At 49.8% G+C, this 16,876-nt stretch carries 10 protein-coding genes; 3 read left to right on the top strand and 7 right to left on the bottom strand.

Going from position 1 to position 16,876, the window contains the following annotated elements; translation table 11 throughout:
• Window positions 1–46 precede the first annotated feature (46 nt).
• From PRU_RS13415 to PRU_RS13395, 5 genes are all read right to left on the bottom strand, one after another.
• A complete protein-coding gene (locus PRU_RS13415) occupies window positions 47–1,969 on the bottom strand; it encodes a SpoIIE family protein phosphatase (RefSeq protein WP_013063159.1) in 1,923 nt (640 codons plus the stop codon).
• A 6-nt stretch (window positions 1,970–1,975) separates the two neighbouring features.
• A complete protein-coding gene (locus PRU_RS13410; RefSeq protein ID WP_013065649.1) occupies window positions 1,976–2,935 on the bottom strand; it encodes an ABC transporter substrate-binding protein in 960 nt (319 codons plus the stop codon).
• A gap of 126 nt (window positions 2,936–3,061) precedes the next feature.
• Window positions 3,062–4,684, bottom strand: a complete 1,623-nt coding sequence (locus tag PRU_RS13405) for a RagB/SusD family nutrient uptake outer membrane protein (RefSeq protein ID WP_013064305.1) — start codon at window positions 4,682–4,684, stop codon at window positions 3,062–3,064.
• 31 nt (window positions 4,685–4,715) lie between these two features.
• Window positions 4,716–7,736, bottom strand: coding sequence for a SusC/RagA family TonB-linked outer membrane protein (locus PRU_RS13400; protein WP_041386892.1), 3,021 nt, complete (start codon window positions 7,734–7,736; stop codon window positions 4,716–4,718).
• 42 nt (window positions 7,737–7,778) lie between these two features.
• The gene (locus PRU_RS13395; RefSeq protein ID WP_373314245.1) at window positions 7,779–9,062 is read right to left on the bottom strand and encodes a glycoside hydrolase family 28 protein; all 1,284 of its coding nucleotides are present in this window, start codon (window positions 9,060–9,062) and stop codon (window positions 7,779–7,781) included.
• 168 nt (window positions 9,063–9,230) lie between these two features.
• On the opposite strand from PRU_RS13395, the gene PRU_RS13390 reads away from it, so the two are divergent.
• Genes PRU_RS13390 through PRU_RS13380 form a run of 3 tightly spaced genes read left to right on the top strand, consistent with a single transcriptional unit; the run spans window position 9,231 to window position 14,566 of the window.
• Window positions 9,231–10,115 carry a PfkB family carbohydrate kinase gene (locus PRU_RS13390; protein ID WP_013065741.1) on the top strand — a complete coding sequence of 295 codons (885 nt, stop codon included), beginning with the start codon at window positions 9,231–9,233 and terminating at the stop codon, window positions 10,113–10,115.
• A 12-nt stretch (window positions 10,116–10,127) separates the two neighbouring features.
• On the top strand, window positions 10,128–12,539 hold the full coding sequence (locus PRU_RS13385) for a glycoside hydrolase family 127 protein (protein WP_224082991.1): 2,412 nt from the start codon (window positions 10,128–10,130) through the stop codon (window positions 12,537–12,539).
• Window positions 12,540–12,550: 11 nt separating this feature from the next.
• Window positions 12,551–14,566: an alpha-L-arabinofuranosidase C-terminal domain-containing protein gene (locus tag PRU_RS13380; RefSeq protein WP_074683885.1), complete on the top strand. Its 2,016-nt coding sequence runs from the start codon at window positions 12,551–12,553 to the stop codon at window positions 14,564–14,566.
• Window positions 14,567–14,632: 66 nt separating this feature from the next.
• Here PRU_RS13380 and PRU_RS13375 read toward each other — a convergent pair whose 3' ends face one another.
• Both PRU_RS13375 and PRU_RS13370 read right to left on the bottom strand, forming a co-directional pair.
• Window positions 14,633–15,076: a DUF6078 family protein gene (locus PRU_RS13375; protein ID WP_013063347.1), complete on the bottom strand. Its 444-nt coding sequence runs from the start codon at window positions 15,074–15,076 to the stop codon at window positions 14,633–14,635.
• A 154-nt stretch (window positions 15,077–15,230) separates the two neighbouring features.
• The gene (locus tag PRU_RS13370) at window positions 15,231–16,433 is read right to left on the bottom strand and encodes a VapE domain-containing protein (RefSeq protein WP_013063230.1); all 1,203 of its coding nucleotides are present in this window, start codon (window positions 16,431–16,433) and stop codon (window positions 15,231–15,233) included.
• Between the last annotated feature and the right edge of the window lie 443 nt (window positions 16,434–16,876).

The following is a 16,876-nucleotide window of genomic DNA, read 5'->3' as shown; positions in this document are numbered from 1 at the left end:
ACAGTTGATAATAAAATGGTTGATAAAATGGATTATATCATATTTGTTATTTACGGATCGAGAGGCACAGCAGCGTCAGGTCGTCGTTAGGTTCTGCACCTGCACGATGGTTGTTAACCACTACCTGCAGACGGTGTATAACCTCCTCGGATGAAAGCTGCTCAGTACCCTGCATAGCCTCCAGCAGACGTTCGTCGCCCAAACGGTCCTGACGGTCGTTCTCGGCCTCATTCAGTCCGTCGGTATAAACCAGCAGCTGTCGGTTGCGAATATCCTCTATCACCTCGCCCTCAAAGGCCTTGCACTCCCACAAACCCAATGGCTGGTTTGTGCTGCCCATCTCCAGGAACTTACCATCCAGTATAGGCACATTATGACCGCAGTTACAGTACTCCAATCGGCCCTTAGGCAGGTCAACCATACCAATAAACATGGTTACAAACATGCTCTGGTCGTTGTCCTTTACCAGGAAGTTGTTCATCATCGTAGCAATCTCCCATGGCGAACGGTTCTGCTGGGCAATAATGCGGAATAGGTCGCGCGTAATCGCCATAAACATCGCAGCGGGAATACCCTTACCCGATACGTCGCCCACACAGAAGTAAAGGCGTTCGTTCTGCAGGAAGTAGTCGTACAGATCGCCACCAACCACCTTGGCTGGAGTCATCAGTGCATACAGGTCGATATCCTGGCGCTCAGGGAATGGTGGGAACACACGTGGAATCATACCCATCTGTATGTCGCTGGCCACCTTCAGCTCGCTCTCGATAGAGGCTTTAACAGCTGTGGTGCGCTTCAGCTCGCTGATGTAGTTAACCAACGAGTGCTGCATGTCGCTGAACGAATGCGTGAGCTTACCAATCTCGTCGATACGGTTATCGCGTGGCAGCGTTTTGTCGAACTGTCCCGATGCAATCGTCTCGGCCTGCTGTGCCAGCGTGTTCAGCGGCTTCAGCTCACGCTTGATGATACGACTGAATGCCAGACGCATCAATATCAAGCCAACGATAACGATAAAGATTACTATCTTATACAGACGCATGTAACCGCCAAAAATATCGCTCTCAGGACAAACCATAGCCACGCTCCAGCCCGTAATGCCAAGTGGCTTGTAGAACACGTAGCTCTCCTTGCCCTCGAACACCAGTTTGCGCACACCCGTTTCGCCACGCTGCATGGCATGCCCCAGGTTGGTAAGTGCTGTATCAGGATGCTCCAGTGTAGGCGTAAAAATGCTCTCGCGCAGCAGTTTGGTGGTATCGGGATGTACAAAGAAAGTACCACTCTGACCAATCATAATGCAGTACGAGTTGGGATAGGGCTTTACTTCGGATATGGTTTTCGATATCCACTCCATCGAGATATCAGTAGAGAATGTGCCCACATAGCGGCCCTTCGAATCCTTCATTGGGCGGCAGTACGATGCAATAATCTCTTCGGCATAGACATCCTCAGGGTTGAAATCTGCAAACGGCTCAATCCACACTGGCTCATCCAGCAGTTTGGGAGCCTGATACCAATCCATATAATGATAATCATAAGAGGGATTACCTTCCTGAGTGGTGTCGAATTTGCCATTGTCGTTAAGGGTATAGGCCGAGAAATAATGGCCCTTATCGGGGAAATAGTTAGGTTCGAAAGCTATCGAGCAACCGTTCAGATCGGGGTTGCAGGTCAGGATACGACGCGAATACACAAACATCGAGTCGGCCACATCAAGATGTCGCAATGGCAACCACATAAAGTTGTCGGATGCTATCTCTACACGCTGCATCAGCACGTTTACACGCTGCACCGTGTTATCCAGCACCTGGGCCGCACCGTTCAGCGCCTCCTCGCGCACAGCCTTACGCGACTCTACAAACAAGAATCCAAGTGATCCCAGAAAAAATATCGAGGCCATCAGTACAATGATAATACTAAGGCGACGTGACAGGGAAGTGCGGATATAGTCTCTTGGATTCTTCATGTGGTATTAACGATCTAATAATTCTTGGTAAGTAATGTCGCGCTTCAGCATCCCATTCGAGCGCATCAGCATATTGGCCTTCTTCACCATATCGGGGCGCAAACGGAACTCGCGTTTCTTCGAGTCGCGGTCCACCTGCAGGCGCAATATCTCTTTCAGCATCAGGCGCTGCAGCGTGCGATTGGTTGTCACGTGGTTCTGCTGTACATATTTCATCACAATATCCAGCGTTTCCTCAGGATGCTCGCTGGCCCATTCCCAACCCTTACGGCTGGCACGGGCAAACTTCTCTGCCTTGGCCTTATGGGTCTCGTAGTAGTCGCGGCGCATGTACAGACCATCGTCCTGAATATTGTAACCGTGGTCGCTAAAGCGATAAACATTATCCTTGGTAAATGTAAAGCCCATCTGCATCAGCTGGTAGTACTCGTTGTAGCTCATAGCCAGCGTAGCGTCGATAGCACCTTTTATAAACAAGTCGAAGTTCGATGTAAACTGTATCCACTGGTAATTCAGATGTTCCTTGCGACTCATGCAGATGGCCACCTGTCCGAATCCGGCATGCCAGATACCCACACGGGCACCCTTCTGCGTGAGCGGATTCTTACCACGGCGCGATACGATAACCGTAGAGTTGTTCATCGATGTTTGCAGGATGTTCACCAAAGGCACACCTTTGTCCATAATCTCCATCGCCAAACAGAGTGGCAGCGTGGTGGCATGACTCTCAGCCTCCTGAATGCGGTGCATAGCCGTTTCGGATACCGATGGGTGTACTATATCCACATCCAGACCTTCGGCCTTATAGAAGCCTTTTTCCTGGGCCACATAATAACCAGCAAACTGCGCGTGGGCAGTCCACTGTGGCGTAAAGACGAACTTTCCAGTGTATTTCTTCTGCGCCAGCAACGGCAAGCAAACAGCAAGCGTTATAGCAGTAATAAATAATTTTACCTTTGGTTTCACGCCGCAAAGATACGAAAAATTATCTAACTTCCAAAACTATTACCCATTAAAATACCATAAAAATCTGGGCAGCCACCGAGGTGACTGCCCAGACGTATAAAGATTGTATAAAATGTATACTTCGGATTAATAACCAGGGTTCTGCTCCCAACCTGGGTTCAGATCGAGCATCTCCTGCTCAATGGGGAAGATACGATGACGCTTGTCGAAATCAGCATCGGGGAAGTTCTTGTAGTGAGGGAAGAACTCGTCCTCGAAGTGACCGAAGCGAATCATATCGTTACGGCGCCAGTTCTCATCAAAGAACTCACGGCCACGCTCCTGATAGATCTCATCGAGTGTAGGTTCTGCTGCGATCTCTGGTGCACCAGCATACTTACGGATCTGATTGAAGAGGTCCTTGGCACCAGTCTTGCCAATGCGTGTGAGTGCCTCAGCCTTCATCAGCAGGATATCAGCATAACGGAAGATGGGCACATCGTTCGACTGGTTACGACCATTGTTATAGTCGGCAGGATTAATGAACCACTTGATAGAGTGACAGCCCTGCTGGATAGCGTTATCATCATTACCCACGTCGATAGTGTTGTCTTGCTTAATCAGCGTAATGTCCTCTGTGAAATGAACCTGCTTGTCTTTATACATAAATGGCTCAGAGGTAGGACGCAGTGTCTTCGGATCACGGATAAAGACGTCGCCACGCAGAATGCTGAGATTGCGGATATCGCCATCGAGGCTAAAGAGTTTAGCGAACTCAGGTGTAACGACCATATTACCACCAAACGACTGGGTAAACTTATCAGCAAATCCATAATAAGTTGGCAACATGCCTTTCAACTGCTTGAATGAGCGAGGACGTCCCCACTGCATACCCTGACGGTTGATAGCGTCATAAGGCATTGCATAGATGAAGTCTTCTATCTGAGAGCCATTGTCGTATGAGAACTTATGCAGATAGTCAACAGAGCCCAAATTGAACTTACCGCTATTGATGATGTCATCACAAAGCTCGATACATGCATCGAGTTTTGGATTTGCAGCAGTAGCAGCATCATACTGATCAACAGACTCGGCTGTATAGACTGGCCAGTTGATATAAAGCTTAGCAAGCAGAGCCTGTGACATCCACTTGGTTGGCTTACCATAGGTATTCTCTGTTACATCCTCTGTGAGGTAAGGAATAATCTCTGTGAGTTCACTCTCAATCCACTCAGCAACTTCCTTGCGTGGAGAACGAGCTACCACCTCACCCTCAGCAGGCACCTTTTCAAGAATAGGTGTATCGCCAAAGCTATCCATCAATATCCATGTAAAGTAAGCACGAATAGCACGAGCAGGTGCTGTCATCTGGACAGAAGCACTACTACCTAGTTCCTCAAGAATAGTGTTGGCCTTTGTAATACCAGCAGTTACATCCGAATACCAGTCGAGTGAGGCATCGGTAGCCGAACTGCAGTGAAGAGCCTGGTGAGCATAGGTACCTCCATCATAGTAGCCTCCATCAAAAGCCAGAGACGTAAACTCATCCGAAGCAAGGCACTGTGCTTCCATATATCGGCGACCAAATGTACCTGACAGGTGGAAATACAAATCTGCCATTTTTGCCTCTACCATAATCATCGGGTCAACTCCAGAATTCTTACTGGGGTCTTCTGTGTATTGAGAACTTGGAGTTACATCCAAATCTGTACAGCTGGTGAGTGCTACGGCAAACATGCCAGCTGCAAGAAATACTTTATTTAGTTTCATAATACTTGAATCTTATTAAATGATAATAACTTTATTTCTTCTTGCCATCGCCAAAGTTAATCTTCACACCAACCATGAATGTACGTGTGTGTGGATAACGGCTCCAACGATAATCGATACCAGGATCGATACCACCGAGGTTAACCTCTGGATCAAGCCCCTTGTAGTTTGTGATAGTGAGAAGGTTGTTAGCTGTACCATAGAGAGTAAGATCCTGAATCCAGTTGTCGAAACAGTTCTTGAATGTGTAGCTCAGCGACAATGACTGCAGACGGATGTAAGTACCCTTCTCAATCCAGCGGTCAGATGGCAGTGAGCCAGAAGCATCGCCAACAGGGAACGACAGGAACTCCTTCAGCACATTCTTACCATCAGAGAACATCTGTGAGCTGGTATAGTGTGCACGTGGAGCATTGTAAACATCATTACCGAATACACCTGTGATAAATGCATTCAGGTTCCAGTTCTTATAGGTCAGGCTGTTGTTCCAACCGGCATTAAGCTTAGGCTGTGCACAACCAGTGATAGAACGATCCTTCAGAGTGGGGTTGTTAGTAGTCTCACCTGTACGGTTTCCATTCTCATCAAGAACGTAATACTCAGAGCGTTCAATAATATTTCCATCAGGATCTGTACGTTTCACTGTACCTGCATACTGATAGGTATAGAATGTACCGATAGACTCACCCTCCATAATGCGTTGGGTCCAACCATCATGAGAAACACCAGATACCATTGGATCTCCCTGCGCCAGGTTTGTAGTATGATAAGTCTCATTCTGCATCTTGTCAACAGTATTCTTGTTGTGCGACAGATTAAGAGTGGTGCTCCATGTGAAGTTCTTGGTACGAACAGGAACAGCATTGATAGAGAACTCGATACCCTTGTTAGTCATCTCACCAACATTGGCGTCCAGCCAACCATACACATACTGTGTGGTTGGAACAGGATAGCCCCAGATAAGGTCCTTGGTTTTCTTATGATAAACCTCCAAAGTACCGTTAATACGACCTCTCAAGAATGCAAAATCAAGACCGATGTTCAGCATTGATGTGGTCTCCCACTTCAGGTCGGGATTAGCATTTTTAGAAGCACCGTATGTACGATAGATCTTACCATCATATTCGAATGTACCCGTAGCTCCATAAGTAACGAATGAAGAATAGACATCGAATCCCATAGCATTACCAGATACACCATAGCCAGCACGCAACTTCAGATTATCAAAAATCTTCTGGTTCTTCATGAAGCTCTCCTCTGTGATATTCCAAGCAGCAGATACAGATGGGAATGTACCCCAACGGTGGTTCTTACCAAATACCGATGAACCATCACGACGGATAGTAGCCTGCAGCATATAACGGCCATCGAATGAGTAGTTGGCACGACCATAGAACGAGATATTCTTTACATTCTCTACATAACCACTTGATACAGAGTTCTGAACACCGAGAATAGTCTGTGCATACGACATATTATACCATGTCAGGTCATCATTATAGTACCCCTCAACACTCAGGCCGAAACCATCATTGTTCTTTTTCTTCTCCCAAGTATAACCGGCCATCAGGTCAATCTTGTGCTTACCTGTTGTAAAGCCATAGTTCAGATAGGTCTCGAAGGTCTGCTCGTAGCCAAAGTATGTATTACGGCTGGCCTGACCATTCTTATTACCAATACCCTCCAACTGAGAGTTACGAGTGTTATACGCGCTGTAAGTGCTCTGATAGTTACTCCAAGAGTAGTTAACATTCCAGAGGAGGCCCTTCAGAATCTCCAGAGTAGCCTTACCAATAAACTGATTACGCTTCCAGATGGTCTCAGAAGTATTCTCCTCCATCAGAGCCAGTGGATTGTAGTTCTTTGAACCAGCTCCCGACGTCCATGAACCGTCAGCATTCTTAACTGCATTAGTAGGCGAGTAGTAGTTCATCGCATCGAGAACTGATGCACCCTCATTACCTGTAGGCACACCAAAGTGCTTGCCATACATCGCATTCAGGCTCATCGACAAAGTGAGTCGATCCTTCAGAGTCTTAGTTGACACGAGTGAACGTACATTGAAACGATCCATACCTGTCATTTTGATAACACCTTCACGCTTCATGAGGTTACCACTAATCATATAGTTGGTACGTCCGTTACCGCCATTGATGCCCACATTGTGATTATGGCTGATACCAGTACGCAACACCTCATCCTGCCAGTTAACATCAGCACCACCATCCTTCAGAGCTACGCCATTCTTAGAGGCATACTGACGCAAGTCAGAAGCTGAAGCAACATCATACTTTTTCAGGATATTATCAAAAGCCACATAACCATTATAGGTAACGTTGGTTCTCTCCTTATCACCCTTCTTGGTAGTAATGATGATCACACCGTTGGCAGCCTTCGAACCGTAGATAGCTGTAGCTGTAGCATCACGCAGCACATCGATGCTCTCAATATCATCGGGCGAAACGATAGAAATATCAACACCAGGAATACCATCAACTACATAGTAAGGTGACATAGCTCCAGAACGCAGTGTAGAGGCACCACGAAGCGTGATGGTTGGAGAGCCGTTAGGGTCGGCTGTTGAAGATACAACCAGTCCGGGCACCTTACCCTGCAACATCTGTCCTGGGTCGGTGAATACACCACGGTTCAGGTCTTCAGCTTTCACAGTTGTGATAGACGATGTGACGTCCTTGCGGCGCATGGTACCATAACCTACTACTACAACTTCGTTCAGTACCTTGTTGTCCTCTTCGAGAGTTACCTTCATGCCGTTGGCGGCAGCCAGGGTCTTTGAGGTGTAGCCTACGTAAGAGAATGTGAGCTTGGCACCCTGCTTTACAGTCAGCGTGTAGTTTCCGTCGAAATCGGTCACAACACCATTGTTGGTTCCTGCCTCCAGAACGCTTACGCCAATCAGAGGCTCACCGGTTGCGTCCAGTACAGTTCCCGACACCTTGTTCTGTGCCAGCATCACTGTACTGCACAACAGAAAGAACACGAAGAACATGGCCTTCTGAGTTCCTTGCTTGAGATTTAGGATCTTTTGCATAATCATTAATTAAAAGTTAGTATAAAAAGAATATTAAAAGTTTTATCTTATTTCTACTGTAGCGTTTTCGGTTATCAGGGGTACCTGCATGGCCTGCATAGCTTTCAGGTCAGCCTTGATAAAGCCCTCGCCCTTGCAAGGCCTCTTATCCATACTACGCGAACCTTCGCCCTGAAGTCGTACGCGTACATTATTAAAATAGATGTCGCGCACTTTGCCAGGCACGTCGCCACCTACAAAGCAGCCGTTCTCGCTGGTGCTGGTAATGTTGTTAAAATAGATACGACTCACCTCGCCGCAACGACCCTCAATCTGCCCCTTGGGGAATCGCCAGTTGGCATCCTTATGATTGCCGTTGGCACGTGGATAGCTGGTAACGTAGATAGGCTCGGCCTTACCCCACCACACATCGCTCCACAGGCGACAGTCCAACTGGATGTTCGAGAATACCACATCGGTAACGGTTCCCTCGTCGCGATTCTGGATGCCCAAACCACGGTTCGAACCTGTGATGATGCAGTTATCAAACACCACGTTATAGATAGAGTCCATATTCTCGCTACCAATCTTGATGGCGCACGAGCGGCTCGACATCACACAGTTGGTAACAGTAATATCGTGGCACGAGCCATACTGCTCGAACTCACGACGGTTCTTTAAACAGATGCAGTCATCACCACTGGTGATATGGCAGTTAGCGATACGCACGTGTTTTGAATGGTCGATATCGATACCATCGCCATTGCGAATCTTCAGATTGTTCAGCAGATTGATGCCATCAATCACAGCCTCATCGCAACCAATCAGGTGCACCGTCCAGTAGGCACCCTCCTTGATGGTTACATCGCGAATGGTGAGATTCTTTACATCGGTAAGTGTGAGTACATGTGGACGTGGGTCGAAAGTCTGATCCTTCAATGGCTTCAGCTCGTAGCTGTCGCTCAGCTCAGCACCCATAAAAGCGATACCATTACCATGAATGGTGCCCTTACCACAGATACTGATGTTCTCAGCATGCTCGGCCCAGAGCCACAGCATACCCTCGCCACGGTTCTGTCCAAAAGCACTCAGCTTATAGATACTCTCATCGGGGTTAGCCTTCAGGATGGCAGTAGCTTCCAGATAAAGCTCAACATTGCTCTTAAGCTGGATAGGACCAGCCATGAAGGTATGATTACGAGGCAACAGCACGCGGCCGCCACCCTCAGCCGAACAACGGTCGATAGCACGCTGAATGGCCTGGGCATCATCTACGATACCGTTACCAATAGCGCCAGCTGCCGTCACATCGTAAACCGATTGTGCCGCTGCCGACATCACTATCATCCAAAGCAGAATTAACTGCAATAATGTTTTTTTCGCCATTAATTATCTTAGTAGTAACGAATAATTCGTTGCAAAGATAGTATATTTCTCGAATAAAACAAAATATTTAGAAAAAAATGTTATCTTTGCAACCGAAATAAAGATAATATTCAATCAAAAGTCGACAAAATGACAGATATTTGCTGTATTGGACATATCACTCGTGACAGGATCATCACTCAGGTTCCGCCCGTAACCACGCACTGCGCAGGCGGTTCGGCCTACTATATGGCGTGGGCCATCCAGGCACTGCCCCATGACGTTAATTTCCACCTTATCACCTCGGTTAGCAGCGAGGTGATGCCCGAAGTTGAGAAACTGCGCCAGGCTGGCGTGCGGGTAACGGCCTTTGAGAGCGATACCAACGTGTTTTTCGAGAATAAGTATGGTGCCAACATGGACAACCGCACACAGCGGGTACTGGCCAAGTCGGCTCCATTCACACTTAACGAACTGAACGACGAGCAGGCCCGCGTGTTCCATTTAGGCACACTGCTGGCCGACGACTTTGCACCCGAAATAGTAGAATATCTGGCCACCAAGGGCGATGTGAGCATCGATGTGCAGGGCTATCTGCGCGAGGTGGTTGGCGAGGAGGTGCGCGCCTGCGAGTGGACCGACAAGCTGCGACTGCTGAAGCACACAGCTATCCTGAAGGTAAACGAGTGGGAGTGCCAGACGCTGACGAACATGACCGACCCTTACGAGGCCGCCCAACAGATTTACGACTGGGGTGTACGCGAAGTGATTATCACCTTAGGTGGTGGCGGATCGGTGATCTATACCGAGGGCAAGTTCTACGAAACTCCTGCCTACCCACCAACCAAGTTAGTTGATGCCACAGGTTGCGGCGACACCTACAGCGCTGGCTATCTGTATGCCCGTGCCAGGGGGATGAGCTATATAGAAAGCGGTCAGTTTGCAGCCGCCATGTGCACGCTGAAGCTGGAACACACAGGCCCCTTTGCCCACAGCATCGACGATGTGCACCAGATCATCAAGAACAATCAATAACAACTATAACAAATGATGTACCTATTTAACAACCATTCACGAGGCCTGCTACTATCCGTGCTGCTGACATTGGCAGCTGGCAGTAGTCAAGCCCAAGACAGGCTGTATGCCAACGAGTTTCCCTTAGGGGATGTAACCCTGCTAAACGGTCCGCTGAAGCATGCGCGCGACTTGAACATCGAGACGCTGCTGAAGTACGACAACGACCGCCTGCTGGCGCCTTATCTGAAAGAGGCCGGACTAACACCGAAAGGCAAGTCGTACCCTAACTGGGACGGATTGGACGGACACGTGGGCGGCCACTATCTGACTGCGATGGCCATCAATGCTGCTACTGGCAGCCAAGAGTGCCGCAAGCGCATGGAATACTGGATTAGCGAGCTGCAGGCCTGTGCCGATGCCAATGCCAAGAACCACCCCGACTGGGGCCGTGGCTATGTGGGCGGTGTGCCCGGCAGCGACCGTATCTGGAGCAACTTTAAGAAAGGTAACTTCGGCCCCTACTTTGGCGCGTGGGTTCCTTTCTATAATATACACAAGATGTATGCCGGCCTGCGCGACGCGTGGGTTTACTGTGGCAACGAGCAGGCCAAGAAGCTCTTTCTGGGCTTCTGCGACTGGGCCATCGACCTGACAGCCAATCTCACCGATGCTCAGATGGAGCGCGCGCTGGATACCGAGCATGGTGGCATGAACGAGGTGCTGGCCGATGCCTACGCCATCACTGGCGAGCAGAAATATCTGGATGTGGCCCGTCGATTCTCGCATCGCCGCCTGCTGAACCCGCTGATGCAGCGCCGCGACGTGCTCGACAACATGCATGCCAACACCCAGGTGCCCAAGGTGATAGGTTTTGAGCGTATAGCCGAGCTGAGTGGCGACGAGGCTTACCACACTGCAGGTGCCTACTTCTGGGATATCGTAACAGGCGAGCGCACACTGGCCTTTGGCGGCAACAGTCGTCGTGAGCACTTCCCCAGTCGCGAGGCTTGTCAGGACTTTGTGCAGGATATCGACGGTCCTGAGAGCTGTAACACCAACAATATGCTGAAGCTCACCGAGGATCTGCATCGTCGCAACCCCGAAGCCCGCTATGCCGATTTCTTCGAGCTGGCTACCTTCAATCATATACTCTCAACCCAGCACCCTGAGCATGGCGGCTACGTATATTTCACTTCAGCCCGTCCGCGCCACTACCGCAACTATTCGGCTCCCAACGAGGCCATGTGGTGCTGCGTGGGCACAGGCATGGAGAATCATGGCAAGTACAACCAGTTTATCTATACTCACAGCGGCGATGCCCTGTTTGTGAACCTGTTTGTGGCCTCAGAGCTTAACTGGAAAGCCAAAGGCATCACCCTGCGCCAGGAAACCAGTTTCCCTTATAGCGAGAACAGCCGTATCACCATCACGCAATCATCCAACACCAAACAGCCAACACCCATCATGGTGCGCTACCCCGGCTGGGTAAAGCCAGGCCAGTTCAGCGTTAAGGTGAATGGCAAGCCTGTGAGCATCGTCACTGGTCCATCAAGCTATGTAGCCATCAATCGCCAGTGGAAAAAGGGCGATGTGATTGATATCCAATTCCCCATGTACAACAGCGTGAAGTATCTGCCCAACCTGCCACAGTATATTGCCCTGATGCACGGCCCTATCATGCTGGCTATGAAGACGGGTACTGAGGATTTGGCACACCTGATAGCCGACGACAGCCGATTCGGCCAGTTGGCCACAGGCAAAAAGCTGCCTATCGACCAGGCCCCTATCCTGGTTAATAAGGATGTGGAGAGCATTGCCAACCAGCTGCAACCCATAGCAGGCAAGCCCCTGCACTTCAACCTCAGCACCAAGATGGTAAATAAGATTGAGGGCGAGCTGATGCCTTTCTTCGAGCTGCACGATGCCCGTTACATGATGTACTGGTTGGCGCTCTCTGAGGATAGCTACAAGGACTATCTGGCCAATCTGGCCAAGCAGGAGCAGGAGCGCCAGGCACTCGAGGCCCGCACCACCGACAAGGTGCAGCCAGGCGAGCAACAGCCTGAGAGCGACCACTTTATGGAGACTGACCAATCGACCGTGGGCAACACCAACGATGTATTCTTCCGCGATGCCCGCGATGGTCACTATTTCAGCTACCTGATGCAGACAGGCGGCAAGACCGACCTGAGTCTGCGCCTGAAATACTGGGGTGTAGGCGATTGGAAGAACCCTGAGTTCGATATCTTTGTAGATGACACGCTGGTAACCACCGTCAACCTCGTCGGCAAGTATCGCACCTCACAGTTCAAGTTCGAGGAGTATCCTATCCCAGCCCAGCTGCTCAAGGGCAAAAAGCAGGTGCGCATCAAATTCGTGGCCAAGCCCCACAAGCAGGTTGGCGAGATTTACGAAGTGAGACTAATTAGTAACAATCAATAATATTATCAACTATGTACAAACGTTCAATTCTCTGTGCTGCCCTTGCAGCAGCCACCATGGGTCTTAACGCCCAGAAACCAGTGAAAGCCCCTGCTGGCGGCAAAGCCATCAGCAACGAGCTCATTGGTATCTTCTTTGAAGACATTAACAACTCTGCCGATGGCGGACTCTATGCCGAGCTTATTCAGAACGGCGCCTTCGAGTTCTCACCCGTTGAGCGCGACGGATGGGGCCCCGGCACCGCCTGGCGCATCACCCGTCCTGGTCACTCCACCGGCTATATCCAGCCCCGCATGGACAACCCCGTTCATGCCAACAACGCCACCTATATGCGCCTGCACTGCGAGCGCGCCAACCAGTATTACGACTACACAGGTTGGACTGGCTTCGGCATTCAGAACGACGGTTTCGACGGCATCTCAGTTAAGGCTGGCGAGAAGTACGATTTCTCGGCCTTTATGCGCAACGTAAAAGGCGATGCCAAGCAGGTACGCGTGGTGCTGATTGAGCCTGTAAAGGGCTGGCCACCTAAGGATCCCAAACTGCTGGCCGAAACAACCTTCGACGTAAGCAACGGCGATTGGAAGAAGTTCGAGGCTGTGCTCACACCTAATGCCGACTGCAAGCAGGCTGCCCTGCAGATTCTGGTACTTACCAAGGGTGATATGGATATCGATGTGGTATCACTTATGCCCGAAGATACATATAAGGGCCACGGCCTGCGTAAGGATCTGGCTCAGGCACTGGCCGACCTGCATCCTAAGTTCATGCGCTTCCCTGGTGGTTGCGTGGTTCACGGTGGTGGCGACGGATTCTGGAACACCTATCGCTGGAAGACCACTATCGGACCTAAGGAAACACGCCGCCAACTCAAGAACACCTGGGGTTATCACCAGAGTGTAGGTCTGGGCTATTTCGAGTACTTCCAGTTCTGCGAGGATCTGGGTATGGAGCCCCTGCCCATCCTGCCTGCCGGCGTCAGCTGTCAGGGCGCCAACGGTGGTTGGGGCATGAAAGGCCAGGCTCAGGACGTAGTTCCCATGAGCGAGATGGACGAGTGGGTTGACGAGTGCATCGACCTGATTGAGTGGGCCAATGGCGATCCCGCCACCAACAAGTGGGCCAAGATGCGTGCCGAGGCAGGTCATCCCAAGCCCTTCAACCTCAAATATCTTGGTATTGGCAACGAAGAGCGCATCTCGCCCGAGTTCTGCGAGCGCTTCAAGTATATCTACGAGCGTGTTACCAAGGCTCATCCTGAAATCGTGATTGTTGGTACAGCCGGTCCTGGCTCGCATGCCGATAACGGCGACTACCAGAACGGTTGGAAGCTGGCCGAGGAACTCAATATGCCTATCCTCGACGAGCACTACTACGAGCCCAACACCTACTTCCTGAACAAGCGCCAGTACGACAGCTATCCCCGCGACCGCAAGACCAAGGTCTATCTGGGCGAGTATGCCGCTAAGGACAAGAAACTCATCGACGCCCTGGCCGAAGGTCTGTATCTGTTGCACGTAGAGCGCAATGGTGATGTAGTAGCCATGACATCTTACGCTCCCCTGTTTGCCCGCAAGAACGGCACCCAGTGGAATCCCGACCTCATCTACTACGACAACGAGCGCCCATTCCTCACCTGCAGCTACTATGTTCAGCAGCTGTTCGGACAGTCGAGCGGTAACTACTACTATGGCGACTGCGTGAAGTTTGAGGGCGATGCTGCCGATGCCATCCAGCCTATGGAGGGTGTGCACTACGGTCAGAGCGTGATTCTCAACACCAAGACCCGCCAGCTGTTCGTGAAACTGGTTAACGCCAGTGCCGATGCCAAGAAGGCCAACATCAACCTGAGCCGCTTTGGCATCAAGAAGCTGGCCACCAAGACCACCCTCGCAGGTCAGCCTAACGACGAGAACAACTTCGACGCCCAGCCCATCGCTCCCAAGAAAGAGCAGATCAAGGCCCAGAAGAAGTTCACCCTCGACCTGGCCCCCTACTCAATGGTTATGCTGCAGTACCAGCTGTAACATCAGCTAAACATAAACAAACAAAGGCTTGCATAGGAATTCCCGAGCAAGCCTTTGTTGTTGTTATTAGTAATCAAAGTCCCAATCGGTTTTGTAGTGATCGAATTTAATATCGTCGATGGGACCAAACTGGGCAATGATGTTCATAATGCCCTCCTGCTGCTCGGGTGTGAGCAGTAGCTCGCCATGATGGGCGCGATAATAGGGTCCGTTACCACGCCCAAAGAATGAGCTTACACTCTGGCGCGCCTCGGCCTTATGATACTTGTCCACGTTCTTGTACAGCTGACTGAATCCCCAGGCCTTCCGTACCAGTTTCTTCTCACGATAGTAGCAGCACTCGCCATCCTGCCAGGCTGTAGGATATATGGCCATGCCACGACCACGTTCCCCTCGCTTTAGCAGCATGGCCTGATAGTGCATGCACGTATCTTTTTTACCACACTCGCCATTAAAACACAGGGCATAGCTCCCAGGGATGTTTTCTACTTTCAGTTCTTTCTCTTCCATATTCATATTTTTTTTAGTTATTAATCAAAAAATCTCTCATCTCTCAACAAATCTCTCAAAACCCGCATAAACACTGGTGATTCGGGCGATGAGAGATGGCTTTTATCCCTCCCTCATCTCTCCCTCATCTCTCATGCCATCTCTCCCTACATCTCTATGCCACCTTGATAGGCATCACATCGTAGTACGAGATGTGAGCACGCTCCCTGTGCTTAAAACCCAGCGCCTTGATGGTTTTACCCAGTCGTACCTTGTTGCCGATGGTATTGGTGAGCGAAGGATAGCTCTTCTGCATCACAACTATCATCTGGTCACAATTCATCGCCTTAGGTACCTCACCTTCTTCAGGATGGCGGAAACATGCAACAAACATCTCGCCCAGGTCCTTCTGTTCCATAAAGTCCTGATTCAACTGCTGTATGCGGGCCACCTCATCGTTACTGAACCAGTAGGGAGCCTTTAGCTCCTGTAGCTCATAAACCACCTGAGCATATAGCTGCAGATAGTCGATGTCGCCCTCATTATTAATCAGGTGCCCGTCAGGAATCTGGATACAGATGTATCGGCGACTGCCTGTAGGGTCGGTCAGAGGGTGAGGATTGTTGGTGGTTGCCACAAACGATGCGAATCGAGGGCGATCCTGCTGGGTACGACCAAAGATGGGACGACCATTCACTTTACTTACCGACAGCGTCTGCTTAAGCTTCGACTGCTGTTTAACGCCGATGGCCTCGAGCTCGTCCAGATTCACAATGAGATTGTTGGTAAGCGCCATCTCCTTATCGAACTTATTGCTCAGGTTCAGATGGTCGAGATAATACTCACGTAGTTCAAGGGGCAGCAGTCGACGCACAAAGGTGGTCTTACCACAACCCTGACTGCCGATAAACGTAGGCACACACTCGTTGCCATGCAGCATATCCATCTGCAACCAATGGGCCACGGCAGAGCGGAGCCAGATGGTGAGATAGTTAAGCTGCTCAGAACTGATGCCAGGTATGCGACCAAAAATCCTGGCGATATGGTTCTGTCCATCCCAGTTGGGTAGCGTAGTCAGGAATGCCTGCGCAGGATTATACTCAGACACCTCCTCAGATTCCACATATTCCGTTATCTCTGTCTTAGGACTTCCCTTTTCCAGTATCTGTTCGCGCTTGGCACGAATCACGATACTGTTCAGGGCCTCCTTGGTTAGAGGTCGGAACACATCTGCTTTAGGCAGCACAGCATATTCCACCTTGCCGTTGAGGGTGTTTCGGCGGAACACGTAATTCTCGTTGAGGAACAGCTCGATGGCGAGCGTTGCCTCCTGTGAAGCGTTATTTGCCTCACTGATAGTAACACAGTTTTCAGTCATAAAAAAAGATTTTAAAAGTTTTTACTCTTCCTTAAGTCCTTCTCCTTGGGTCAGGTTTTTGGCGCGCTTTCCACAGCGTGCGTTTCATGGTGCAAAGGTACAAAAAAAATCGCGGTTTGCAAGTGTTTCGGTCGTTTTTTTTCTATTTTTCTTGAAATATTAAATTTTGGATGGTATTGAGAGATGGAGGGAGGGATGAGGGAGAGATCAGGGAGGGATTATGAGAATCTCTCATCTCTCAAAACACCAGTGTTTATACGGGTTTTGAGAGATTTGTTGAGAGATGGAGGGATTTTTAGTAAAAACGTTGCAAAAAGTGCAAACTAAGGTTGTACACATCGCCATCAAAAGCGCATAATATTTTCCCAACTTGGGAATGTTTTGTCCCCAACCTGGGAACGATTCATTCCCACCGTGGGAACATCGCGTTCCACTAATGGGAA

This window comes from Xylanibacter ruminicola 23 (genome assembly GCF_000025925.1).
GTDB classification, from domain to species: domain Bacteria; phylum Bacteroidota; class Bacteroidia; order Bacteroidales; family Bacteroidaceae; genus Prevotella; species Prevotella ruminicola.
This window is presented reverse-complemented; position numbering and strand designations above follow the sequence as displayed.